At 59.8% G+C, this 26,003-nt stretch carries 18 protein-coding genes and 1 CRISPR repeat array; of the genes, 6 read left to right on the forward strand and 12 right to left on the reverse strand.

All coding sequences use genetic code 11. The features are described 5' to 3' along the window. Positions 1-105: 105 nt before the first annotated feature. The 3 genes from Enr13x_RS16915 to Enr13x_RS16925 form a co-directional block, all read right to left on the reverse strand. Entirely contained in the window at positions 106-1,143 is a 1,038-nt protein-coding gene (locus tag Enr13x_RS16915; protein ID WP_145387984.1) for a DUF1559 domain-containing protein, read from the reverse strand. A 575-nt stretch (positions 1,144-1,718) separates the two neighbouring features. Beyond that, positions 1,719-2,645, reverse strand: a complete 927-nt coding sequence (locus tag Enr13x_RS16920) for a hypothetical protein (protein ID WP_145387986.1) — start codon at positions 2,643-2,645, stop codon at positions 1,719-1,721. A 3-nt stretch (positions 2,646-2,648) separates the two neighbouring features. Further along, positions 2,649-3,233 carry a YceI family protein gene (locus tag Enr13x_RS16925; RefSeq protein ID WP_145387988.1) on the reverse strand — a complete coding sequence of 195 codons (585 nt, stop codon included), beginning with the start codon at positions 3,231-3,233 and terminating at the stop codon, positions 2,649-2,651. 774 nt (positions 3,234-4,007) lie between these two features. Between Enr13x_RS16925 and Enr13x_RS16930 the strand changes: the two genes are divergently transcribed. Next, positions 4,008-4,943: a CBS domain-containing protein gene (locus Enr13x_RS16930; protein WP_145387990.1), complete on the forward strand. Its 936-nt coding sequence runs from the start codon at positions 4,008-4,010 to the stop codon at positions 4,941-4,943. Positions 4,944-5,196: 253 nt separating this feature from the next. Here Enr13x_RS16930 and Enr13x_RS16935 read toward each other — a convergent pair whose 3' ends face one another. Next, positions 5,197-6,651: a protein kinase domain-containing protein gene (locus Enr13x_RS16935; RefSeq protein WP_197456086.1), complete on the reverse strand. Its 1,455-nt coding sequence runs from the start codon at positions 6,649-6,651 to the stop codon at positions 5,197-5,199. 178 nt (positions 6,652-6,829) lie between these two features. Between Enr13x_RS16935 and Enr13x_RS16940 the strand changes: the two genes are divergently transcribed. Both Enr13x_RS16940 and Enr13x_RS16945 read left to right on the forward strand, forming a co-directional pair. Beyond that, a complete protein-coding gene (locus Enr13x_RS16940; protein WP_145387994.1) occupies positions 6,830-7,117 on the forward strand; it encodes a hypothetical protein in 288 nt (95 codons plus the stop codon). 27 nt (positions 7,118-7,144) lie between these two features. After that, positions 7,145-9,334, forward strand: coding sequence for a prolyl oligopeptidase family serine peptidase (locus Enr13x_RS16945; protein WP_145387996.1), 2,190 nt, complete (start codon positions 7,145-7,147; stop codon positions 9,332-9,334). On the opposite strand, the gene Enr13x_RS16950 is transcribed toward Enr13x_RS16945, so the two are convergent. The 4 genes from Enr13x_RS16950 to Enr13x_RS16965 all read right to left on the reverse strand — a co-directional run bounded on the left by Enr13x_RS16950 (position 9,312) and on the right by Enr13x_RS16965 (position 14,631). Further along, the gene (locus tag Enr13x_RS16950) at positions 9,312-10,745 is read right to left on the reverse strand and encodes a glycerophosphodiester phosphodiesterase (protein WP_145387998.1); all 1,434 of its coding nucleotides are present in this window, start codon (positions 10,743-10,745) and stop codon (positions 9,312-9,314) included. The two genes, Enr13x_RS16945 and Enr13x_RS16950, sit on opposite strands and share 23 nt — an antisense overlap. 40 nt (positions 10,746-10,785) lie before the next feature. Then, positions 10,786-11,250 carry a response regulator gene (locus Enr13x_RS16955; RefSeq protein WP_145388000.1) on the reverse strand — a complete coding sequence of 155 codons (465 nt, stop codon included), beginning with the start codon at positions 11,248-11,250 and terminating at the stop codon, positions 10,786-10,788. A 3-nt stretch (positions 11,251-11,253) separates the two neighbouring features. Then, a complete protein-coding gene (locus tag Enr13x_RS16960; RefSeq protein ID WP_145388002.1) occupies positions 11,254-13,230 on the reverse strand; it encodes an ATP-binding protein in 1,977 nt (658 codons plus the stop codon). A 543-nt stretch (positions 13,231-13,773) separates the two neighbouring features. After that, entirely contained in the window at positions 13,774-14,631 is an 858-nt protein-coding gene (locus tag Enr13x_RS16965; protein WP_145388004.1) for an alpha/beta hydrolase, read from the reverse strand. A 572-nt stretch (positions 14,632-15,203) separates the two neighbouring features. Between Enr13x_RS16965 and Enr13x_RS16970 the strand changes: the two genes are divergently transcribed. Together Enr13x_RS16970 and Enr13x_RS16975 are read left to right on the forward strand one after the other, a co-directional pair. After that, positions 15,204-16,883, forward strand: coding sequence for a DUF1559 domain-containing protein (locus Enr13x_RS16970; protein ID WP_197456087.1), 1,680 nt, complete (start codon positions 15,204-15,206; stop codon positions 16,881-16,883). 240 nt (positions 16,884-17,123) lie between these two features. Next, positions 17,124-18,494 (forward strand): DUF1559 family PulG-like putative transporter, encoded by a 1,371-nt coding sequence (locus tag Enr13x_RS16975; RefSeq protein ID WP_145388007.1) that lies wholly within the window; start codon positions 17,124-17,126, stop codon positions 18,492-18,494. 812 nt (positions 18,495-19,306) lie between these two features. After that, positions 19,307-23,026: a CRISPR direct-repeat array (repeat unit 32 nt; unit sequence GTTTCAATCCACGCGCCCGCATGGGGCGCGAC). 194 nt (positions 23,027-23,220) lie between these two features. On the opposite strand, the gene cas2 is transcribed toward Enr13x_RS16975, so the two are convergent. The 4 genes from cas2 to Enr13x_RS16995 are packed head-to-tail and all read right to left on the reverse strand — an operon-like array spanning position 23,221 to position 25,617. Beyond that, entirely contained in the window at positions 23,221-23,511 is a 291-nt protein-coding gene (cas2, locus tag Enr13x_RS16980; RefSeq protein ID WP_145388009.1) for a CRISPR-associated endonuclease Cas2, read from the reverse strand. Between the two features lie 6 nt (positions 23,512-23,517). Next, complete coding sequence (gene cas1c, locus Enr13x_RS16985; protein WP_145388011.1) at positions 23,518-24,543, reverse strand: type I-C CRISPR-associated endonuclease Cas1c; 1,026 nt, start codon at positions 24,541-24,543, stop codon at positions 23,518-23,520. 9 nt (positions 24,544-24,552) lie between these two features. Further along, the gene (gene cas4 / locus Enr13x_RS16990; RefSeq protein ID WP_145388013.1) at positions 24,553-25,230 is read right to left on the reverse strand and encodes a CRISPR-associated protein Cas4; all 678 of its coding nucleotides are present in this window, start codon (positions 25,228-25,230) and stop codon (positions 24,553-24,555) included. A 21-nt stretch (positions 25,231-25,251) separates the two neighbouring features. Then, positions 25,252-25,617: a hypothetical protein gene (locus Enr13x_RS16995; protein WP_231744348.1), complete on the reverse strand. Its 366-nt coding sequence runs from the start codon at positions 25,615-25,617 to the stop codon at positions 25,252-25,254. Positions 25,618-25,762: 145 nt separating this feature from the next. Here Enr13x_RS16995 and Enr13x_RS17000 point away from each other — a divergent pair, with 145 nt between their 5' ends. Beyond that, the gene (locus Enr13x_RS17000; protein ID WP_145388017.1) at positions 25,763-26,002 is read left to right on the forward strand and encodes a hypothetical protein; all 240 of its coding nucleotides are present in this window, start codon (positions 25,763-25,765) and stop codon (positions 26,000-26,002) included. Position 26,003: the final 1 nt, after the last annotated feature.

Genomic DNA, 26,003 nt, shown 5'->3' on the forward strand with positions numbered 1-26,003 from the left:
ACCAAAAACCAAATGGCCCGCAGGGTGCTTCGCATTTTTGGTACCTGACCCCTTTTCCGCGGTACCCTAAGAATAAAAGTTGACGAAGCACTCGAGCATCGCCCGCTATTCCGGCACCGTCACGGATTCGCCGCCGGCTCGCGTGGAGAGGTTCCGCCAGAGTTCCAGATTGATCGAATCGGTGATGAACCGCACCGAGCCATCCATCATCGTGACGTTCACGCCGCCCTGGTGGTAACTGCGGCTGGTCACGGCCGCCTGAGTCAGCGCGGTCGTGTCCTTGCCTTCGCGAATGTTCGTGAAATCGACATCGAACTCACGTCCGCTGACCTCGCAGATCACTTTGCGGTTGGGCGAGAACGTCGTGGTGAATCCCGATTGGTGCACGCGTCCGTCGACCCATTCGGTGTGGCCGGTGTCGGTTTTCAAGCTGCCGCCCAAGGAGCAGATCTCCGCCGGCTCCCGTGGCGTCGGGATCGTTCCGTCGATTTCCACGTCACGATAATAGGCCGTTCTGGCTTTGACTTCGCCGAACCCGAGCGTGTTACTGAGCCCATCCAACACATCGCGGAATCGCGACACACGGCCGGCGACAAAGGATCCGGGACCGGTTTCATTTGTGTTGGGATTCAGCACAAACCAGGGCCCGGCGTTGTAGCCGTAGCTGAGCGGATAGTGATACGGATTGCCGTCGTCGTCGTTGCGTTCAAAGTCGTTGACGTCGCTGGGGCACAAGTAAACCGGCACGCGAAAACTGGACACCTTGATCGATTCGCCGTCCACCGTGATCCGGGCTGCCCCGTAACCGGCACTGAAATCGATCGCCGACGCCAACGCGACGTTTTCGACGTACGGCAAAATCCTCGCTTGAGTCGACCAGCCGTCGCCGGTCATCGCCGGGCGGGTCCAGGCCGGGGGCAGACGCTTGGTGGCCGATTCGTAATTGTGAACCGCCAAAATCATCTGCTTCATGTTGTTGGTGCAACTCATCCGCCGCGCCGCTTCGCGAGCCGCTTGGACGGCCGGTAACAACAACCCGACCAAAATACCGATGATCGCGATCACGACCAGCAACTCGACCAAGGTGAAGGCGCTTCGTCGCGGCGGCGTCGCAGTCGGCATGGAACGGAACTCGGTAGGCATGATGGAGGATCTCCTCGGATCGGGTCCGCCCCTGGCGGGGACGGTCCGGTGGTGCGGGTGATTGGAGGGGCTGTCGGATCGAATGCAGACCTAACGCTAATGAGAATTGTTCTCGACAAGTATTCTGCGAAGGCCGAATCTTTTTTACAAGAGGTGCAGCGAAAAAAGATTTGGATCGGAGAATCGCGGCGTTTTCCGGCTCGAAGAGCCCCGTCAGCGAAGTTTCCGGGAAAATTCGCCCCCTCAATCTGTCCCAACCCCCCGCACCACTCGAAGGACTTTCGGTCGGCCTGGGCAGTGCGATCGGCACGACGAAAGTCAACCTCCCGCGGGACGTCAATTCGTTTGCTGCAGCGCTTGGCAACCGATTGAGCCTCTCTCCCTCTGGGAGAGACGGCGTTTGCGCAGCAAGCAAACGCCAGAGAGCGCCGGCGCTGCCATCGTCTTCGCGACACACGGAAAATAAATGGGATAGGCTTCCAGGCTCGTCGATGCTGAAATGACAGGCTGGAAGCCTATCCCACTCGCTAGTTCCGTCACTTATCCAATTGACGTCTCTCGCCAAGAGCGCGACTTCAAAACAGCACGACCAGCGGCGCCAGATCGCGGTCAAAATCACGCTTGGCCATGGCCAGTGTGACGAGCAGCGGAACCGCCACCAGAGCCAGCCGAATCGCCCCCACGATCCAAGGCCGCCTGTGCCTCAGCGGCGCCCATTCGGTCGCCCAGCACAACAGCGGCGCAACGCCGATCGCCAGGGCGCGTCCGCCGGACACGCGTCCAAAAAAGTGGCCGATGAACAGAACGCCAAACAAGCTGATCACGCCGACGCCGATCAGAACGGTTGGCGGCACCACATCCCGCGCGGCGTCCTTCGCTCGTCGCCGCCTGCTGATCGCCCAGACCACGAGCGTGGCGCCCAACAACGCAGCGACCATCGGCATCGCCGCCTCGCCGCCTTTTAAATACCCCGCCATCATCACCGTCGCGGCGGCACACTGAAGTGCCAAACAGAGGCTCAACGGGATCGAGACCCCGGGGCTTCGTCTGGCCAACGCAAGCAACCGTCCCCAACAGGTGGCCAACAACACCCAGCAGACACCGATCGACAGCGCGGCTTGCCAGACGGACCATTCCTCGGGATCGCTCAAGTAGACCGAACCGTGCAGCAAAATCCGCGGCGCCAGCAACACCAGGCTGATCCGAAGCAGCCAAGCAATTCGAGAGGCGAAACGCGGCACCGCGGCGATCGACTCGATCAACACAGCCGCGGGGATGACGATCCATAACAAGCGGTCCAGGCCGCTGGCCGGCGGCATCGCCACATGCAGCGATTCGACCCACAGTCCCACCGTCAAGCCGACGGTGATCGCGATCCCACAGGTCGCGTTGCGCCACGCGGCCGTCGGTGACTTTCGCGGCCCCAACAACGCCAAGACGATCAGGGCGCTGGCGACCGCGGCAGCCACGGTCGCCTGGACATACAACAGCGGATCGGGCATGCGTTATTCGCGCACGCCTTCGCAATCAATCATGATCAACGCGGCGTCGCCGATCGGGCCGATGGCTCGCTTGTCGAACCCGTAATCGCTTCGTTTGAGTTCAAGCTCGGTGGAGAATGCGACGCGTTTGACCTTCTTGAAATCGTGTTCCTTGCCGCCCATCAAGACCAGCGTGATCGAGTTGGTCGTGCCGTGCATCGTGAAGTCTCCGGTGACTTCGTAACCGCCATCGATCGCCTTGACGCTGGTGCTGCGGAACTCGATCGTGGGAAATTGCTTGGTGTCAAAGTAGTCAGGCTGGCGCAGGTGTTCATCGCGGGCCTTGTTGGCCGTGTCGACGCTATCGGTTTTGATGGTCAACGAAAACGTCGACTTCGAAGGATCTTCGCGGTCCAGCGAAAACGTGCCGGAGACCTCATTGAATCGGCCATGGATCCAACTGATGTCCAGATGCCGAGCCTTGAAACTGACCGAGGAGTGCACCCCGTCATAGTCGTAGACGTCGGCTGCCGAAACCGACGAACCGCCGGCAGCGAACAGCGTGCCCAACAGGAGAGTCAAAACCAAACTCGTAAAGTGATGTCGCATCAATCATTCTTTGAAACAGGAATCGAACTCGGTCGACGAGCCACACGCGCAACTCGCGCCAGATCGGAACTGTATACCAAAACCAAAGTCGCACCGGGGCTGACAGGCAGGTTCTCGCAGCCACCGCCGATCCCGCATCGGAATCGACACAACGCAAGTCACCCTCCCTGGCCAGGTCGTGCAGCTTTAAACGTCACCCTCCTGGCAGGAGGGTCGAGCGAAGCGAGGGGAGGTCGATCCGTGAATCGCGGCGTTCACTTCACTCTTCCGGGGCACCCCCAAGCAACCCCTCTCCTCGCTGCGTTCGCCCCCGATGGGGCGAGAGCAACCAAAACCCTGTCCGATCAACGACTAAAAACTGCGTGGCCCTCCCACGGGGGCGTCGATTGCACTGCTGTAGGATTTGGCAACCGATTTGGATTCTCTCCCTCTGGGAGAGACGGCGTTTGCGCAGCAAGCAAACGCCAGAGAGGGCCGGCGGCTCGCGAAAGTCTTGACGACGTCCGCTACGATCAACTCCGCCACTTGAACAATCGACGTCCCGAAGGAGGGTGACTGGACGTCTCAGGACTGAGGTCGCTCCCCTTGGCTGCGGGGCATACAGGGTGAGAAGAAAAAAAATCTGTCAAGTTGACAGAATGTCGCAACTGGTCGGTGAGTTCGTTATAGTTACTGCAGGGGGCGTGTAGGCGCGGGGTCGCTCGGCGGCGGGTGGATCGCGATTTCGACCGCATCTTTTTTTGAAGTACTTATCTAATCTGCGAGAGGCTTGAAATGAACGAAGTGAAAGTGGCTCAGGATTTCATGCGTCGCAAATTGGTGACGCTTTCCCCACACACCAAGGTGCTCGACGGAGTCGCGAGGTTGTTGCGTGACAACATTTCCGGCGCGCCGGTGGTGGACGATCAGAACCAATACGTCGGCGTGTTCAGCGAAAAGGCCTGCATGAAGGCGCTCAGCGGTTCGGTGGCCGCCGCGATCGAACTAGGAATCAGCGCGCCCAAGGTCCGCGAGTTCATGAAACGAGATTTGATCACGCTTTCACAAGATGACGACGTCTTTCGGTCGATCGATCACATTCTCAGCAAACGCATTTCCGGTGCCCCGGTCGTCGACGCCAATGGGAATTTCTTGGGGATCTTTTCCGAGAAAACGGCGATGCGAGTGCTGGTCGCCGCGCTCTACGATCAAGTGCCCGGCACCAACGTCGGTTCGTACATGAACCTGGACCGCAATCGCATCATCGACGAGAACGATTGCCTGCACGACGTCGCCAGGAAGTTTGAAGAAACGCCGTATCGTCGACTGCCGATCCTACACGGTGAAAAGCTGGCCGGTCAGGTCAGCCGACGCGACGTCTTGCGCGCCCAACATCGCATCGCCTTGGAAGTCGCCGATCGCGTCCGCCGCAACGGTGCGTCGGAGTCGATCAGCGAGTCGGCGAAGGACCGCGAAGTCGGCGAGTTTGCCGATACCACGGCGCTCACGTTGGGCCCCAACGCAGACATCCTGCAAATCGCCCAGCTGTTCTTGAACTCGCCCTATCGACGGGTTCCGATCGTCAGCGGCGGCACGCTGGTCGGCCAGATCAGCCGACGCGACTTGCTGGAAGCCGCCGCCGATCTGTTGCGCCCCGACCCCGCCCGACACCAAGCGAGCCCGCTGTACTTGAGCCCCCTGGCCGACTCGCTCCCGCCATCGATGCGCTGAGGCGGGTGTTCGAGGCGATCGATCGGTCGACGCCACGCCGGACGTTTTTTGTTAGCGGAACGGCGCGAGCCGTCCGGTCGCGTTTCAAAACCACCGTGAAAGACCGGAGGGCTCGCGCCCTACCGCTAACAAAAACACCCCGCTGACGCGTCAAAGTAAGTGGCGTTGGGCGCGAGCCGTCCGGCGACGCCGCGGAGCGTCTAAAGCGAGCGTCTGAAGCCTGGACACCAACGGCTGCCGAATCGTGCTCCGGTCACTCGTCCAGCGAAGCGTGCCGCGAGAAGGTGACGAAGATCACGCGTTCAAGCTTGTGGGCGGTCAAGTCATCTTTGGAAATGAAGTCGGTCGCCCCCGCGCTGACACAGGCCTCGGCGACCTGTTCGTCGGAGAGTCCCGTCAGGACCACGATCGGCACCTCGCCGTGCTGGGCACGGAACTGCTCCACCGTCGCCACCCCCGCACTGTCGGGCAACGTCAGATCCAGGAAGACCAGGTCAACGTGATGCTCGGCTTGGATCTTGATCCCTTCGGACAAACTGGTTGCCTGATGAATCATCAAACTGTCGTTGGCCATCTTGAGCAATTCGACCGCCAACAACATGTCCGATTGGCTGTCTTCAACGATCAGCACGCTGAGCTGGTGTGAGGTCACGTTTTGCCCCAAGTCCTCCAACGCGCGCTCCAAATCCTGCTCCAACGCCAAACAACTCTGGTAGCGCTGACGCCGATCGTAGGCGACCATCTTGGAAAACACCTGGTGCAGATTGGGCGGCAAACTGTCGGCGGGCATGTCACGAAACCGCCGTTTGGCAACCAGATTTCGGTACTGTCGCGAGAACGTTTTACCGCGGACGCGGATTTTCCCGGTCAACAAGTAAAACCAAGTCGCGCCAAGGCTGTAGATGTCCGAGCGCAGATCGGCCTTGGAGAGCGACTTGGCCTGCTCGGGGGCCATGTACGGCAACGTTCCGGCGATCTGCGCTTTCCCCGTCAAATTGATCGACCGCGTCTCTTCTTCGTACGACCCGATTCGCATCGACGCCAGTCCCAAGTCGACCAGTTTGACTTGCCCCCCCCCGTTCAGAATGATGTTGCCCGGCTTGATGTCTCGGTGGACCAGTTCGCGGCAATGGGCGTGAGCCAGCGCGCGGACGATCTGCAAAACGAAGGCCGAGGATTGTCGCCAATCGATCGGCCCGCTGTCGGCGATCAGGGCGTTTAAATCCGGCCCCTGCATCAACTCCATCGCGATGTAGGGCATCCCGTGAATCGTGCCGACCTCATAGGCGGTGACGATGTTGGGGTGCGCCACCTGCTGCACCATCTTCATTTCACGATGGAACCGTTCACTCGTCCGCGCGTTGTGAAGCACTTTGATCGCGAAGACTTTTCCCGTTCCCGATTCGTGCGCACGAAACACGTGCGCCTCGCCGCCACAACCCAACAGTTGATCGATGACAAAATGCTCAATCTGATCACCGGGTTGCAGCAACGAAATGTGGTGGAACGAGTCTTCCGAATTCCACAGCGCCGCGTACTCCTCTTCGATCAATCGAATCTGACCGGAATCAAAGGCGCCGGTCGCTTCAAGTCGCTGCAGAGACAATTGAAGCTTGTCCGAGATGTTGCATGACGTCCGGGCCAGTCGATCCGACTGATTGCGGTGAATAGGGACGAAGGTCGAACGATTCGGATTCGGACCAATCATCACTGGCGATCCATGCATGAAATTCGAACAGTGCGATGCCCCGAAATCGCAGAAAAGCGGAGTAATGAGCGGCAAGGCCGTCTCGGACCTGAAACGGCCCGGAACGCTGCGATGTCACTCCTTGCTACACACGTTAGTATAGCAGTCCTTCTGCGGGATTGGTCGCTCGATACGTCCGATGACCACCGGCAAATCTCACCGAGACGGCCGCCCGAATCGGCGCACCTCGACCGAACCGCAATCAATAAAACACGACCGATTTAACACAATCCTGTCGTTCAACGCCCTGTTCTGGCCGTTTTTTTATCACTTTGACGTCACCGACGAGCGTCCAAACGATGGCTTCGTCGCCCCGCCATCGAGGCAATCCTACGCCAGGACACAAATCGATACATTGCGTTACGACATTTCATGTCGGGGTATCGCCGCAATTTCCGTGTTCACGACAGCTTCACCCTCAGCCTGACTGTGAACCCAACACTTGAGTGTCTCCATGACCATCCATCACGCGTTTCTGACGTTTCTGATTGCCGGAGTGATCACCGTTTTGTCGTCCCACCCCAATGTCGCACAGCCTCCCGCGACCCGCACCTCGCCGACCGTCGACACCTACCATGGAATCGACGTGGCGGACGACTATCGCTGGCTGGAAGACTGGAACGACGCGGAGGTGCAACGTTGGAGCGAAGATCAGAATGCGTACGCGCGGGAGTTCCTGGACGCTCTGCCGGGCGTCGATGCGATTCGCCGCCGCGTGACCGAGATCATGTCCGCACGACTTGATTCGTACGGCGGCGTCCGCTTTGCCGCCGGCCGCTACTTTGCGATGAAGAATCAGCCGCCCAAGGAGCAGCCGTTCTTGATCACCTTCGATTCACTCGATGACCTGAACCAGGCTCGCACGCTGTTTGACCCGAACCAGGTCGACAGCGAAGGCACCACCTCGGTCGACTGGTTCGAACCGTCCCCCGATGGATCACTCGTCGCGATCTCGTTGTCCAGCGGCGGCAGCGAAGTCGGGGACGTGTCGGTGTTCGATTCCACCAGCGGCGAACGCGTCTTCGAAATCGTCCCACGCGTGAACTCGGGGACGGCCGGTGGCGATTTGGCCTGGGCACCCGACGGCAAGGGGTTTTATTACACGCGGCACCCCCGTCCGGGCGAGCGTCCGGAGGTCGATCTGAATTTTTACCAACAACTTTATTACCACCAACTCGGAACCGACAGCGCCGAAGATCGATTCGAATTGGGAACGGACTTTCCACGCATCGCCGAGATCGAAGTCGAGGTTCACGCGGAAACGGGCAACGTGCTCTGCAACGTCCAGAACGGTGACGGCGGCGAGTTCGCGCATTACTTGCGACGATCCGACGGGACCTGGACGCAGTTCAGTCGTTTCGGGGACAAACTCGTCCAAGCCACCTTCGAACCCAGCGGCGATATTCTGGCGATCACGCGTGAGGCAGCCCCACGCGGCAAAATCGTTCGCATTTCAACGGTGACCTCCAAGGGTGCGTTGACTGAATCGCTGACCCAATCGCTGACCGAACCGTTGATCCCCGAGGGTGACGACACGATCGTGACCAGTTTCTATCGTGCACCTCCCAGCTTGGTGGCGACCGACAACCGGATCTACGTCACCTACCAACTCGGCGGCCCTTCGGAAATCCGCGTCTACGATCGTGACGGCAACACGTTGCCCAAGCCCACACAATTGCCGATCTCCAGTGTCGGCGGACTGGAGCCGCTGACCGGCGATGACATCCTGTTTTACAACAGCTCCTACGTCGATCCGACACTTTGGTTTCACTACGACGCATCGAGTGAAACGACGACTCAAACGCCACTCTCCAGCAAGTCCCCGGTCGACCTGAGCGACGTGCGTGTGACGCGCAAATTCGCCGTTTCAAAAGACGGAACCAAAGTGCCGGTCAATATCATGCGACCGGCGTCGGCCAACGGCCCAGGCCCGTGTGTACTGTACGGTTACGGCGGTTACGGCATCAATTTGACGCCGCGATTCAACGCCAGCAACAAGGTGCTTTTCGAACAGGGGGTCACTTATGTCGTCGCCAACCTGCGCGGCGGCGGTGAATATGGCGAAGCCTGGCATTTGGACGGCAACCTGACCAAAAAACAAAATGTTTTTGACGACTTCTACGCCGCGGCCCGCTACTTGATCGACAACGGATACACGACCTCGGACCAGCTGGCGATCATGGGCGGATCCAACGGTGGATTGTTGATGGGCGCCACCCTGACCCAGCATCCGGACCTGGCCCGGTGCGTGGTTTCCTCGGTCGGAATCTACGACATGCTGCGGGTCGAATTGTCGCCCAACGGATCGTTCAACATCCCCGAATTCGGCACGGTCAAAAACCCCGACCACTTCAACGCCATGCGGGCGTATTCGCCGTTTCACAACGTCAAAGACGGCACAGACTACCCGGCGGTTATTTTCTTCACCGGCGCCAACGACCCGCGTGTCGATCCGATGCAATCACGCAAAATGACGGCACGCTTGCAAGCGGCATCGACGTCGGGTCTGCCGGTGCTGTTGCGCACCAGTGCCAACGCCGGACACGGCGGCGATTCCGGTCTGTCCCAGAAGATCGAACAGGTGGTGGATACCTGCGCGTTTCTGTTTCATCACTTGGGTGTCAAGGTTCAACGGCCGCAGTGAGCAGATTCGGCCGATCGGTCGTGATGCTGTCCACCCCCCAACGACGCAGCGCCCCCATCACGGCGGCTTCGTTCACGGTCCAGGTCCAAACCGCCAGACCGCGTTGCTTCAGCTCGGCGACCAGCTCCGGCGAAAGGAGTTTGTAGTTCAAATCCAGGATCGTTGCGTTGCATTGTTTGGCGCGCGTCTGCAACCAATCGGCTTGCTGTGCCGGCGTGCCCTCAACGGATTTGCCGTACAGCCAAGCACAGGCCAGTTGCGGTTCCAATTCACGGATCTCGCGGACCACCTGTGGACTGAATGCGATCACCGCGACTTGATCGACCATGTCCAATTCGCGGACGTCGTCGATCACCTGTTGAGAGATCCCTTCCATCTTGATTTCAATCACGGGTTGGCAGCCGGTCCCGCGAAGCCGGCCCAGCGCCTCTTTCAGCGTCGGTACCTTTTCCCCGGCGAAACGCGCCGCTTTCCACGCCCCTGCATCGAGTTGACGCAGACGTTCAAGGCTGAGTTCGGTGACGCGTCCGGTTCCGTCGGTGGTGCGATCGACGGTCTTGTCGTGCATCAAGACGACCGTCCCGTCAGCGCAGCGATAGACATCGAATTCGCAGCCGCTGGCCCCCACCCGAATCGCCTCGTCGATCGCGGCCAAGGTGTTCTCCGGCGCGACAGCCGAATAACCGCGATGGGCAACCACTTCAGAGCGCACCACGGGCGCCGCGACATCGCCACCGTCCTCGGGCAACGGTCGCACCGAAACGTCATCAAAACGGGCGATGCATCCGCTCACGCCCAAGCCCACACAGCCGCGATCTCGGTCGACACAATAATGGCTGCTCAAGACCTGGTGCCCGTCCAAGTAGACTTCGACGAACGATTGGCGAACGATCGCTTTCAGCCGCCGGGGTCGATTCAATTCACAGGCCTGCGACGCCGCGGCGGTCTGGCGGACGCTCCACTGACGCGGGCTGGTCCGGACGGCAAACTCCACGCCGTTCTTTCGCGTCGCATCAAACCGAACCGGCACTTGCGACCACGGAGTCGCACCGTCTTCGGAGGCCCGCACCAACAGCGAAACCCAACGCGCGGGATCGCGGACTTTTAAAAACGTCAACGTCGCTTCGACTTCATAGTTCCTCCAACTCGGATCGCCGAACGTGATGTAGCTGTCCGAATCCATCGAGCGTGCCAGCAACGCCCCATCGGTCTGTTTCCAGTCGCCGGAAACCACCGACCAGCCCGGCGGCAGATTCCCCGCGCCGTCAAAACGCTCGATGGTAGCGGGGGCCTGTCTGTTGGCAGGGGCCTGTCTGTTGGCAGGGGCCTGTCTGATGTTGGGTTTCTGGGCGTGAACAGGCGACAACAGCGCCATCACGGCGCTAAACAAAAGGATCAACCGCAGTGGCATCGGGGCAACTCTCTGGTGGCAATGAATCAAAACGGTGGGTCTAAATCGTGCGCGGCGGCAAGGTGACCCATTTCAACCAGAAATCCCCAAGTGATCGCATCGCCCGAACGAAGGCGTTCAGATCGACGGGTTTGGTGATGTAGCAATTGGCATTTTCGCCATAGGCTTCCAGCACGTCGCGTTCATCATCGGAAGTCGTCAGCACGATCACGGGCAGAAACTGCAAGACGTGGTCGGCGCGAATCTCCTTGAGGACTTCGTGGCCATTTTTACGTGGCATGTTCAAGTCCAGCAAGACGACGTCGGGGCGTCCCACCTCGGAATACTTGCCTTCGCGTCGCAGATAAGCCAATGCTTCCACACCATCTTCAACATGATACAACCGTTCCGTCACACAACCTTCACGCAACGCCTCGATCGTCAGCATCGCATCGCTGGGGCTGTCTTCGACCAGCAACACTTCAATGTTACGTTTCGCATCGAGAAAGTCGTCTCGCTGAGTCATGATTCAAGCCGGCAAAAGAGTGAAAAAGAACGTGCTGCCCGAGCCCGGTTCGGACTGCACCCAAATTCGTCCGCCGTGACGCTCGACGATGCGCTTAGCGATGGCGAGTCCTAAACCGGTCCCAGGATACTGGCTCCGTCCGTGCAGCCGTTGAAAAATGACAAAGATCCTGTCTTGGTATTCCGCTTCAAGTCCGATTCCATTGTCGCGGACCGAAAAACGCCACCGGTCCGCTTCACGCTCGGCCGCGATCCGAAGGCTCGGCGCGTCATCACCGCAGAACTTGATCGCGTTGCCGATCAGATTTTGGAACAACTGAACCAGCTGGCCCCGATCGCCCTTGATCCTCGGCAGATCGTCGATCTGGATCACCGCGTCATGTTCTTCGATCGCGACGGCCAGATTTTTCATGGCGTCATCGACGACGCCATGCATGTCGACGGCGACCATTTCTCGGCCGCGAGATTGCACACGGGAGTAGTCCAGCAGATTGTTGATCAACTGCTGCATCCGTTTTGCACCGTCGACCGCGTGACGGAGAAACTTGTTGACACGTTCATCGCTGTTGTCGGCCAATGCCATTTCCAACAACTGGCAATGTCCGGCGACGGCACGCAACGGTTCTTGCAAATCATGCGACGCGACGTAGGCGAATTGTTGCAAATCGGCATTGCTCCGCTCCAGTGCCTCCTTGGCCTTGGCCAATGCATCGGCTTGGCGTTCTCGTTCAAGCTCCTGCAACTTGATTTCCGTGATGTCGCGGGCGACGCCGAACAGCCCCGTGATCTGATTTTCTTCATCGTACAGGGGCATCTTGGTGACCAGCACCCAACGCTGTGGGCCTCCACTGCGCATCGGCATTTCTTCTTTGTTGACGATCGCTTCCCCGGTCTCCATGATCTTCTGTTCGTCGACCGCGGTTTCACTGTGCAACTCGCCGGCCCAGATTTGCTCGTCCGTCTTGCCGATCAACTCGTCGGGGTGATCGAATCCCGCATCGCGTGCCATCGCTTGGTTGGCGCGCAGGATCCGGCCTTGGCGGTCTTTGAAGAACACGGCATCGGGAATCGTGTTGACCAGCGAATTGATCAAGAACTGCTCGCGGCGCAGTTTGGCGTTGGTCTGTTTGAGCTGCTCCGCGTTCTCCTTCAACGCCTCAACACGCGCTTGATCGGCCGCCCGACGTTGCAAGGCCCGCGCCGTCCGAGCGTCGGTCTTGATCACAAACCAGAGCGCGACGCCGTAGGCGACCAGCCGCAAAAAGTGCCATCCCCACCAAGGCAAATCCCAAAGCTTGGATTGCTGGAACATGACCGCGGCGGCACCGAACAGCGTGCAGTGCAAACAGAACAGCAGGTCGTCCTGATTGCCGGTCTTGCGGTAGGTCAACACCATCCGCACCGCAGCCGCAAACATCAACAGCCCGCCGCCGATGTTCATTTGCTGTGCCAGCGGTGTGAACTGACTGCCCTCGGTCATCTTGGGAAGATAATCCCCCAGCAGAATCGACCCGACGCCAACGGTCAGCGACAGGCACAGGACGATCCACGGCCACGACTGCGTCTGCCGTTTCCGATCCTGGGGCAACCAGACCATCGCGAACAGCAGTCCACCGGTGACCGTCGCCAGACTGTGCAGCCAAACAAACGTCGCCCCCTGATGGACCATCGCGTGCAGTCCGTCCAAAACCCCCATGCCGACCAGCGCCGACGCGATCCACGTGTTGTAGCTGGTGCCGGATTGAAGCCGTTCCAACGACACCAGCATCCATGCGACCCCCAGTGCCACGATCGCCCCGGCCATCTCAACGCTCGAATGAAACGGCTCTTGCGGCCAACTCAAATCCGCGAACTGCCAGCGTGCCGCGACCAAAGTCAGAACGTGCACGGACAGACTGGCAACAAGAATGATCCAAAGCGTCCCGACCAGTTCAGCCGTTTTCTGCTCTGCGTCGACCGAACTTGAACCGGGACTGGTCATCAGAGAGCCAACCAAGAGAGGGACCGTGGGCCTTTCACTTCATGCTTTCACCCTGATTGTACCCTCTGCCCGTCGAACGCGTGCAGTCGCCGATGCCCACCGCCCTGCCGCCATCGACTTAGACGCCAAGCGAAGCGTATTTTGTTCGCGGAAGGGCGCGAGCCCTCCGGTCTTTCACCGTGTTTTTGAAACGCCACCGGACGGCTCGCGGGCTGTCGTTATAGTGGGATTGGCCGAGGCAACGGTGAGCCGCTGGCGGTAAGGCCTCGGGCAGCGTCGCAGTGCCCGGACGCTTACGCGCCCGCGGCTCACAAAAACGACCGGCCCGCTCGCGCCGTTCCGCTAAAACCTTTCGATAGAGCGCAGCGAGGGGAGGGTCTGCCTACGTCATCGAATGATTCCGCAACACAAGGAACCTTCCTCGCTTGATCGTACCTCGCGTCCGACCCTCACGAAAAGAGACAGTGACCTCAGGTCTTGTCAATGGTGCACAAGAAAAATCCCGCCCCTCACTCTCTCACAAACGTCGAACGTCATCGCGTCCTACGGAGCGAGCTGCGACTGAAACCATTCCACCATCGATGCGGTCGACCGACGAGCGTCTTCGCCTCGAAACCCGTGCCCCGCGCCGGCGACTTCGATCAGCCGACTGGTGACATCGGCTTGCTCAAACGCGGCCTGGATGTTTCGACTGTGCTCGATCGGCACCAGGTCATCCTTGTCCCCGGCGATCAACAACGTCGGTGGATCGTCCGGGGTGACATGGACCAGCGGTGAATCAGCTTCGGCCGCCTTCAAATCGAGATCCAATGCCGGAAACCGCGCGTAGGCGTCCAGCCGATCGGGCGCGTCCTTGACCATGATCCGCAAATCGGTCGGCGCGACAAACGCCACAACCGCGGCGACACGATTGGAAACCCGGTCCACCGGGTCCTTCGCCGCCGGATCGCCATCATCCGATGCCGTCCCCAACATCAACGACAGATGCCCGCCAGCGCTGTAGCCGTAGACACCCAACCGCTGCGGATCGATCTGGAACCGATCCGAGTTCTTGCGAATGAACCGGACGCTACGGCGAACATCCGAAACCGCTTCGGGGATCGAGAACTTGGGGCTGCTGCCATGGCGAACGGCAAACACCGTGAACCCCTTGTCCGTCAACGGCTTGAACCGATCCTGCATCTGCTCCGGCGGCTGCCAGCGGGAATACCAACCGCCGCTGACCATGAACAACACACCCGCCCCGTTGACGTTTTCGGTCGGAGTGAACACGTCCATCGTCATCGCCAATCCCGACTTGTGGCCATAGACGACGTCCGGTGTGATCGTGACCTCGGCTCGCACCGAAGTCCCCCAGGAAAGGCAAATCGCCAGCCCGCAAATCAGCCAAGTGTGTCGCATCGGAGAGTCGTCCCGCGTCAGTGGTGGTGAATCAAACGTGCCAAGACCAACAACTTAACGCAACCGCGGCACCCTTGCAGAGGAAGGATCACGCTGGCCAGGGCGTTTAGGGAGCGGCAGAAGGATGGCAGAATGATTCGGGGCAGAATGATGGTCAGCAACAAGAGCAGCGGTGTGGAGGAGTGAGCACGACGAGACGAGGGTCAAAAAATGGGGTGGTCAAAAAATCCAGCCGCCCCTGTCGCTGCATGGGACGTCGATTCTATTGCTGCAGCTTTTTCGATTTAGACTCTCTCCCTCTGGAAGAGACGGCTCTATTGCGGCAGCTTTTTCGATTTAGACTCTCTCCCTCTGGAAGAGACGGCTCTATTGCGGCAGCTTTTTCGATTTAGACTCTCTCCCTCTGGGAGAGACGGCGTTTGCGCAGCAAGCAAACGCCAGAGAGGGCCGGCGCTGCAAAAGCCTTGACGACTTCCGCGGCGCTGGTGTGCAGGCTTCAGCCGCCCACGAGCCTCATTGCAACGTGTAAACTGATGCCGCATGAAATCAGCCACTCAGCCGAGGAACCATCAGTGAAACGCAATTGGAATTCCGTCGACGCCATCGCCGTGTTCGTGGTTTGTGTTTTGATGCTATCGCTGTTGTCGATGGGAATCGCCCGCCAGCGTGGCGCGTCGCGGCAGAGTAGCTGTGAAAACAATCTCAAGCAAATCGGTTTAGCGGTTCACAATTATCACTCCGCCTACAAGCAATTTCCCGTCGGCTCCGGGGGAACCGATACCGGGGGTGTCGATCAACCGAAACGCGGCAACGCCGGTCGGCTGAGTGCTTTCGTCGCGATGTCTCCCTTCATGGAGGAGCAGAAACTTTGGGAAATGATTTCGAATCCTCTGCACAGTGGTTCCAACAAATTTCCTGCGATGGGCCCCGTTCCTTGGTTCGACGCACAGGCCTACACGCCTTGGTCATTGCGTCCGAACCGTTTGGTTTGTCCGGACGATCGCCAGGCACAGACCGACTCGCTCGCTTCCAGCTACGTGATGAATTATGGCGACGGAGTCGAAAAAGTGTTCTACGGTCGCGGCGACTGGCCGAACCCCAATGACGCTCGTTCGGCGATGCTCGCCAGAGCGACCCATCGCGGCGTTTTCGGAAAACAACGGGAATACAAGTTTCGAGACGTGCTGGACGGTCTTTCCAACACCTTGATGCTCGCGGAGTCCAAAGTCGCGGGGTTGCGTGTGGCAAAGAATGTTGCCGGATTGCCGTTCGATCCTTCCTTGGCGATCAAGGCTCAACGCGACAAACAGTTTTGGCCGGCCGGGCGGGAAGCACGCTGGTGCGACGGACTGTTGCGTTCAACCGGGTTTCAAACCATTTTGCCGCCCGGTTCGCCGTCGGCGACTTCCGACCAGGGTGACCAGACCGCGGTGATGTCGGCGTCCAGCTACCACGGCGCCGGCACACACACGCTCTTTTGCGATGGCGCGGTGCGGTTCGTGGCCAATACCATCGACGCGGGTGACCCGAGCCATCCGAGCGTCGGACTCGGCGACAAGCGGACGAGCCGGGCGTTGACTCCGCCGGGATCCCAAAGCCCCTACGGTCTGTGGGGCGCGTTGGGAACCAGGGCGAACAAAGAACCGGTGACGATCGACGTCAGGAAACGTGCCGACGGGATCACCGAACCTCGTCGTCCGATCCCCGCAGAACAACTCGAAGCCGTTCGCAAGAAACCGATCCGAACATGGACCGCCGCCGGAGGCCGGGGCAAGATGAACGGTTGGCTTGTTTCGTGTGCAAAAGAAGGCGACGTCGTTTTGGTCAATGAGAAGGGGGACCTGAAATATCTGACGCTTTCTGACCTGATCGGCGAGGATGCCTATTGGATTGTGCAGTCCTTGGTGGCGGAAAAGTTGCAAGCCCGCAATCAACTGTTGGATCAGTTGCGTGACGCGGTCGGGCTGCTGGAAAGAAAAGAGTTCGGCGCATTCCTCACACAGTTTGTCGATGCGTCACAAATGAGTGTTCAAGAGATGGGGATTGCCAGTGCATTTGTCTTCCAGAAACGAGGCATCTTGATTCAGGGATTTGATGACGCGATCGCTTTTGCCCAGAGCGGCCAAGTCAACATCCAGGTCAATGACAATCGCATGCTGGCGACGTTTAACGGCAACGATCGAAATTTGACCGGCAATTTCGTCATGCACTATGCCAACGGACGCTGGTACTGGCTGCCACCGCCACGCTAAGCCTTTCGGTGGGACGTCGATTCTTTTACCGCAGGATTTGGCAACCGATCTAGACTCTCTCCCTCTGGGAGAGACGGCGTTTGCGCAGCAAGCAAACGCCAGAGAGGGCCGGCGGCTTGCGAAAGTCTTGACGACTTCCGATACGGTCAACTCCGCCACTGATTCAATCGACGTCTCTGCGAAAGATGTCGATCATTTCCTACCCTTACCTGTCGTGTCGCCCGCCTTTTGGGAACCCCCATGAAAAACCGTTCCGCCAGCCTTGCCAATGTGCTCGGCGTCATCGTCTGCGTGGCCGTGGCTGCGTCGCTCGTTCCGCGCACGATTCTCAAACAGCGTGTGCAAGCGCGTTCGTCGGCCTGTTCCAACAACCTCAGGACGATCGGGCTCGCGTTTCACAACTACCATGCGGCCTACAAACAACTTCCCGCTGGCACCGGTGGAACGACCGGAAACGACGATCCGGCCAAGAGCAACCAAGGCTTGTTGGGACCGCTGGTCGGCGTCCTTCCATTCTGTGAACAGCAGAGACTTTGGGAGCACGTGGCGAACCCTCATGAGAACAAGCGGACCGGAGTGGTCTTCCCGCCGATGGGACCGATCCCCTTGTTCGACCCCGCGGTTTACGAACCTTGGGGGCGCGGCCCCGACATCTATCGGTGTCCCGAGGCGCATCCCGGCGATCAAGCCGAGTCAACCGAGGTGATCCGTTCGCTGCAGCTTCCGATCACCGCGATGGGTGTGACCGCCGACTATGTTGCCAGTTACGGTGACGGAACGGTGCTGCAAGGCAAGGTGGTTCAGGGTCGGCCCGATGCGAACGAGTCGCGGAATCGGCGCGCCGCCAACCGCGGCGCGTTCATGACCAGCCAGTCAATGAAGTTCCGCGACTTTCTTGACGGATTGTCGAATACGATTCTTTATTCCGAAGTCGTGTCGAGTCAAAAACGCGATCCCGGGGTCAGCGAGATCATTCGCGACGTCCGCGGTTTGAGCCAAGCGCCGGTAGCATGCTTGCGTGCGGCCGAAGCAGATGGAAAGCAATTTTGGGAGTTTGGACGGGGCAGCTGCTGGGCCGACGGCCGGCCGGTTTACACCGGGTTCCAAACCGTCCTGCCGCCAAATTCACCCTCCTGCACTTCGCAGCACGGGATAGACGAACCGATTGTTTCGGCAAGCAGTCTGCATGCTGACGGCGTTCACGTTTTGATCGCCGATGGATCGGTCGTCTTCATCACCGACAACATTGACGCGGGAGACGCCTCCAAGGCCGGGGTGGGCCTCGGCCCTGGCTACACGTCGCCTGGAATGCCCAGCCCGTACGGATTGTGGGGCGCGCTGGGGACGAGGGCAAGCGCGGAGAGAATCGATGTGCAATTTCCGCAGGCGACTTCCAGGCCTCGTTCGTCCAACCGTGGATCGATGAACACGTCGGTCTGGACCGACAAAACGAGTGGAGCCCAACTGACGGCAGAATTCATCGAAATCAAAGACCGGAAAACGATTCGACTGAAACACGCATCCGGGACGATCCACGAAGTGCCCCTGCACACGCTGATTCCATCGGACATTTACCGAGCGGTCGAAATGGACGTGATGAAAAAGAACTAGCCGGGAAACTGACCGCGGACGAATCAAACTCCGTTCACACGGTTTGACTTCAAGCCCTGCAACCACCGCAACGCCCGGACCCGCCAGACGCCTGCCAAGGAGATTGCCACGATAGAGCGCAAAGAACGCAAAAGGTCGCGCGGAGAAGCAATCGAACCGCCCGTCGATCATCCGTTTGATGTACCTCGGAGAAAATTTTTTGCAGCGTCCAAATCGTCCCGCGCCGCCGGCACCCCAAGCACCGTTCTTCCCTTTTGCATCCTTTGTGCTCTTTCGCGTCCAAATGCTCCATGTCGTGGTCATTCCCCACGACCTGCCAAACGGTATCTGGGTATCGAGAGATTGCCACGATAGAGCGCAAAAGCTTTGGGCTGATCCGGAACCGGGGTCGCCGATTGCGAACCGCCAAACCGGGGCCTGCATCAATTTCAACTTAGAACGATTTGCGGAGTCGTTGGTGTCCAGCCTTCAGGCGCATCCCCTCGATCCAAAGGATCACTCTCCGCGATCCCGCCTGCCGCGCCACCGACAACACTCCCTGCCGCGACACGTAAACCCCTTTCCGCTTGTTCGATGGCGGCCGCTTTCAGCCAGCCAATTCACCCTGGCTGCGCCTCGCTCCTCACGCTTTGGACCCCGCAGTTCTCTTCGAAGAAAGGCCTAAGCGTTGGAGTGCAGCGGTTGCCGCGCGGCAACCGCTGCCATGAAGCCGCTCAGCCACTCCGCCATCGCGGTGCAAACTAGATCCTCTCTTGAAATCCGCGCGTGGGACGCGACCCTGAAACGTTGGTCGATAAGCAACCAGAGAACGTGTTTCAATCCACGCGCCCGCATGGGGCGCGACCACCACCGAGATAGAGTGTTCGATGGCCAACTGGCGTTTCAATCCACGCGCCCGCATGGGGCGCGACTCGTACTCGTCGGCCTTTTCCAGTGCGTCGGCGGCGTTTCAATCCACGCGCCCGCATGGGGCGCGACCACCCGACAGCGGCGACGGCGCGGTGGTGATCGAGGCGTTTCAATCCACGCGCCCGCATGGGGCGCGACGACGGTCTGCCCGTGAAGGCGGAATGTTTTAGCTGTGTTTCAATCCACGCGCCCGCATGGGGCGCGACGGGGCGACGTCGGACGCGACGCCTAACGACAACGTGTTTCAATCCACGCGCCCGCATGGGGCGCGACATAAAACGAGCATTGCGGACCGATCGGACGTGGATGTTTCAATCCACGCGCCCGCATGGGGCGCGACGGTTTGCCGATCCTGGGGGAGTTTGCGGCGGATGTTTCAATCCACGCGCCCGCATGGGGCGCGACGAAACGAGTTGCCATGATTGCGAGTGCTTCGGGTTTCAATCCACGCGCGCGCATGGGGCGCGACGTTGAGCGGACGATGACCGACCAGGTGGAACGCGTTTCAATCCACGCGCCCGCATGGGGCGCGACGATGAGCCTAACGCTCACCGGCAGGAGCTACGACGTTTCAATCCACGCGCCCGCATGGGGCGCGACGAACCTCGGTATCACATCAACAAAGATCCGAAGGTTTCAATCCACGCGCCCGCATGGGGCGCGACATTCGTTCGTTTCGATGGGCGACAAGATCGCCGAAGTTTCAATCCACGCGCCCGCATGGGGCGCGACGATCGCGTTGGCCGCATCGCGTCGCCGTCTGTTGGCGTTTCAATCCACGCGCCCGCATGGGGCGCGACGTCGGAGCGGGGAGGCTATCGGGCGTACACGACCAGCGTTTCAATCCACGCGCCCGCATGGGGCGCGACGCCGCGATGGTGCGGCACTGTATCGGGCGTTTGGGTTTCAATCCACGCGCCCGCATGGGGCGCGACAGTGAGCAAGCAACAAAAACTAAGCGGCGAATTCGTTTCAATCCACGCGCCCGCATGGGGCGCGACGTCGCCGTCTCAAGCCATGCCTCTGGGTCGTCTGAGGTTTCAATCCACGCGCCCGCATGGGGCGCGACGTCGTCCAGCCGGCGGCCTCTGACGTCCTCGACGTTTCAATCCACGCGCCCGCATGGGGCGCGACCTGTGGACGATGGCACACGCAAAAGGCGTGGACGGCGTTTCAATCCACGCGCCCGCATGGGGCGCGACCGATCTTGGTTGGGCCGTTGCGCGGGGATGTCGTGGTTTCAATCCACGCGCCCGCATGGGGCGCGACCCGTCGCCCAGTACCTCCGTGTCAAACACAACTCGGGTTTCAATCCACGCGCCCGCATGGGGCGCGACGTGGGCACCTGCACGACTAATACGGACATGCGGGGTTTCAATCCACGCGCCCGCATGGGGCGCGACGAGCAAATGCACCGCTCGTTGTCACCAGTGCCAATGTTTCAATCCACGCGCCCGCATGGGGCGCGACAATCGTGCGGGACGCTGGACCGGGTAATCGCGGAAGTGGTTTCAATCCACGCGCCCGCATGGGGCGCGACATGACCCGGACAATCCCGGCGGGGAGACTGGCGGGGTTTCAATCCACGCGCCCGCATGGGGCGCGACGGCAAGCGGTGGGCGTCAACGGCTCGTTGAAGTTTGTGTTTCAATCCACGCGCCCGCATGGGGCGCGACCCGGCCCTGGGGTGGATTTCCAGACGGCCGCTTTGGTTTCAATCCACGCGCCCGCATGGGGCGCGACCTCACGTCGTTTCTGCGGATCCCCTCGAGTATGCAGTTTCAATCCACGCGCCCGCATGGGGCGCGACAGAACCAGTCGTAGCTGAATGTCCCGCCCTCCGAGTTTCAATCCACGCGCCCGCATGGGGCGCGACGGTGCTGCGGCCGTCATCTCTCTACCTTCCTTGGTCCGAGTTTCAATCCACGCGCCCGCATGGGGCGCGACTCAAAACGTTGCGAGCTGATATGTCCGTGCAAAAGGTTTCAATCCACGCGCCCGCATGGGGCGCGACCTGGCACCCTATGTCCGTTCACTCCTCCATGATGTTTCAATCCACGCGCCCGCATGGGGCGCGACGCCAAGAAACCCGACTACAAGGGGCAGGCCGAGGTGTTTCAATCCACGCGCCCGCATGGGGCGCGACAACATGGTGATGTGGACTGACAACGTGTCAGGTAGTTTCAATCCACGCGCCCGCATGGGGCGCGACCAAACGTCCGCCCAACCACCGAAATGACCGTCGTCGACGTTTCAATCCACGCGCCCGCATGGGGCGCGACGTGAATCACACTTGACCGGCCGCATGTTGCCAGTAGGTGTTTCAATCCACGCGCCCGCATGGGGCGCGACTCGGGCTTCCCCCTCTCTCGATTGGTCAACTAATGGTTTCAATCCACGCGCCCGCATGGGGCGCGACATCAGCAAGCCCGGCAAGCCGCCCAACGCGCACCGTTTCAATCCACGCGCCCGCATGGGGCGCGACCTGGATCTCGGAATTCTGCCGGCCGACCCTGCGTTGTTTCAATCCACGCGCCCGCATGGGGCGCGACCGCCTTGGATCCGTAGTCGGTCGAGTCGGTGGAGTTGTTTCAATCCACGCGCCCGCATGGGGCGCGACGAGCAGCGGTTAATCAACGCCACCGCATTGTTCGGCGTTTCAATCCACGCGCCCGCATGGGGCGCGACGCGAAAATCCGGCGACACAATCCGCCGTGAAGGCGTTTCAATCCACGCGCCCGCATGGGGCGCGACCGACGTGCCGGCCTCGAAGACCGAGCCGGGGTTCACGTTTCAATCCACGCGCCCGCATGGGGCGCGACGTTTCAGCGCTTCGCGCCGAACGCGGCAACGCGACGTTTCAATCCACGCGCCCGCATGGGGCGCGACCCACGACAGTCTCTTCCCTTTCGGTTACATCGAGGTTTCAATCCACGCGCCCGCATGGGGCGCGACTTTCCGGTTCGAAATCTCGGCCGATCGTGTGACAGTTTCAATCCACGCGCCCGCATGGGGCGCGACTCCGGACGACCCGAACACGGAAGAGGATGAGGGAGTTTCAATCCACGCGCCCGCATGGGGCGCGACGTGACCACCGATAAACTCGGCTGACCCATGCTCAAGTTTCAATCCACGCGCCCGCATGGGGCGCGACCTTCATCCTCACACGATACGAGCGAGAGGATTTGGTTTCAATCCACGCGCCCGCATGGGGCGCGACTCGCAGGTCAGTTGCACAAATCTCCTTGCGCAAGTTTCAATCCACGCGCCCGCATGGGGCGCGACGGCGACAGCTACGCGAGCACTGTAGGGCGATCGCGTGTTTCAATCCACGCGCCCGCATGGGGCGCGACGCAACGCTGAACAACTTCATCGATAGCTATGGCGTTTCAATCCACGCGCCCGCATGGGGCGCGACGTACTGGCAAATCCTACTTTGTTACGTGGGACCTGGTGTTTCAATCCACGCGCCCGCATGGGGCGCGACCCGACAGTTACGCCGTTGATGAACACGGCGTTGAAGTTTCAATCCACGCGCCCGCATGGGGCGCGACACGCGCGATTTTGAACAGTCTGCACGAATGGCGCGAAGTTTCAATCCACGCGCCCGCATGGGGCGCGACGCCGGGAGTATAAACGATTGCGGAGGCGGGGTTTAGGTTCAATGTTCCGCGAACCGGGACGGCTTGTCGCATATTTCCCTGTGCGTTTAGCTTGACGCGCATTCTGAACCCGCATTTAGCCGCCCCAAACGCATTCGCGAACCGCCCCGGAATCGCGTCACCACTTGGGGTTCGCGGATGATGCCCGGCAGCGTTCAAACGATCAGTGGACCTTCGGTGTCCAACGATGGCTTGGCACCGACGTGCTCCACCTTCGCGCCGTAGTCATTTCCCAACTGATAGAACCGCAAACTGTCCTCCAGCGGTTCACAGGCCTCGATCAATCGCTTCCGGCATTCCGCCCATTGCGCCGGATTGACATGCAGCTCAAACACCGAATTCTGCACCCGCTGACCGAAATCCAGACAAATCTTTGCCACCCGACGCAATCGACGCTTGCCCGCCGAGTTCACCGTCGCGACGTCATAAGTCACCAACACATGCATGACACTCTACTTCCATATGAACGGGGGATACTGATCCAAATCGCCACGCAAATGCCGGGCCAGCAACCGAGCCTGCAAGTGAACCAACATGCCGATCGAAACCTTCTCGCCCAAGAACGGATGCTCGATTTCATCCTGCTTGCGAGTTTGGTACGCCGTCAGCACCGTCTTGCGCGTTTCATCATCCATTCGTACCGCACCCGATTCGGTCGTTTCGAAGCCCCGTCCGTTGACCTGCTTGCGGTTGACCAGCGAAAGCGCCAGCCGATCCGCCAAGAACGGACGAAACTCCTCCATCAAATCCAACGCCAAACCGGGACGCCCCGGCCGATCGCGATGCAAAAACCCGACCGCCGCGTCCAACCCTGTCGCCTCGCACGCGCTCCGCGCATCATGCATCAACAACGCGTAAATAAAACTCATCAACGCATTCATCGCATCCAACGGTGGCCGGCGCGAACGCTTGGTGAACGCAAATTCCGGCACCGAGACCAACTCGCTGAACGCCGAAAAATATCGCGATGCCGACTCGCCTTCATAGCCTCGAACGGTGTCCACATCGTCCGACTGGCGGATCAAATTTAACGTCCCGGCCATCCCCTTTGCCACGGCTCTCAAACGTTCGGCCGCCTCCGCGGACTTCTGGTCTCGGGCACCTCGCAACAACACACTTCTGGCATTGGCGATCTTTCCCAACACAACGTTCTTAGCAATCTCTGCGGTCGCCGCCGCCTCGTCGGCGGCACGGTACTGCTGCCGACGCAGCAAGACGTTCCCGGGTGAATACCCGACGACCGAGGCAAGGAACTTTCCGTTGGGCGTGAGCAACGACAAGGTGACGCCTGAATCGGCACAGGCACCGGCGAGCGCCGAGCTGAATCCGACGCGTCCGAAGCAGACGATGCCGTCGAGGTTGTGCAGCGGAATCCGCAGCCTCGTTTCGTTCTCGATTCGGACCGCGACCGCCTGACCGTCTTTGGCCAGGTAGCTCCCTTCGGTGGTCACGAACAGCGTATTGAGATGGCGTTTCATCGGCGAAACTCAATCCGAAAGGGGTTCGGTGGCGCGGAGGTGGGCTTTTAGTTGACGGCTGACAAATCGGCTGACGTCGCGCTCGCCGGACGTTGCCGTCGGCAGGCAGAGTTCGATCAGCGAACATTTTTTGCAAGCTTTGGTGAAGACGGCCGCCGGCGTCTCGTGCTCGCGAATCATGGTGCGCAACCGATCGATCGTCGTCAGCGTCGTGTCCCGCAGCGCTTCATCGATTCTGACGTTCTGACGCCGTCGTTTGGTCCCGTAAAAGAGCGCACCTTCGGTAACCTCGGTGCCACACATTTCCTCCAAACAGAGGGCTTGGGCACAAAGCTGGACGCGATCGGAGTCGTCTTTCTTGGGTCGTCCACGCTTGTATTCGACGGGCACGATCCGCTGAATTTGTCTGGCGTCATCGAGATGGAACTCAACGACGTCGGCTTGGCCGATCAGCCCCAGCTCGAGCGATCGGATCGGCAAGGCACGCTCGATCCGAACGGAGCCTGCGCCGGTGTTGTCAAGCGCGTGCTGCGGCGTATCGGCCTTTTCATGCAAGTGCGATCCTTCGACCGTCAACTGGTTTTCTGCCCACAATTGTTCGACGTGGATCAACGCGCATTGGCGGGGGCAGAACAGCAGGTGCTGTAGCGCCGAGATCGGCAACAAGTCGTCTTCGTGGTAGCTCACATGCGTCGCGCCTCCGCGGGGTCAGGTGTTGTTCCGGAAACGGATATTTCCGGGATTGACGTCGGCGATGTAGATCCCGAAGGACTCAAATTCGGCCAAGATTTCTTGGACAACCGGCCAATTCTCTTCAAAGTCTTCGCACTTCTGCTCCCGCCAATCCCGCCAGACTTCAGGCGTGTAATCCGGCGGCCGGTCCAAATACGCCCCGCCAAAGTCCAAACAAAACGGGGGGCTGACGATGGTCATCTCGATGGCGAGTAAATCGTCGTCGAAATGAACGAGAATAGGAACACGGAGGCCCTGTACATGGGTGATTTCTAGATCTGACAATCGCAGATAGACATCGCGTTCACGAAAATAGGCATTCGAGCGTTCGTGAAATTTCACAGCGACGTGTTGCTGGGATAGATTAGAGCAGACGACTACGCTACCCTGCGTGCCCTGGCCAAGGCCGGACACCACGATCAATTTTCGAAGTTCCGTGTACGTCTTCAAACGCGATTCGATTGACTCAGGAAGATCCATGATCTCGATGCCTAAGACTTTTTCGGCTGACGTCGAGCTGTACCTGAAGATGAATGGAAGCCGGTATGAATTGGGACATTTGGGACCTGGATTTGCGTTACTTGCCGAGCAAGAATCGGTAGGCGAAGGGATCGGGGAAATTGAAATGATCATCGATGGAAAGGCAACTCGACTCGAGATTCGGGTCACAGCCCCGCCGTCCGCGGAAAGCCGGCGATTTGAATTCGAATCGGCATCGTCTGAGTAAT

Origin of the sequence: Stieleria neptunia (assembly GCF_007754155.1) — a bacterium.
GTDB lineage: Bacteria > Planctomycetota > Planctomycetia > Pirellulales > Pirellulaceae > Stieleria > Stieleria neptunia.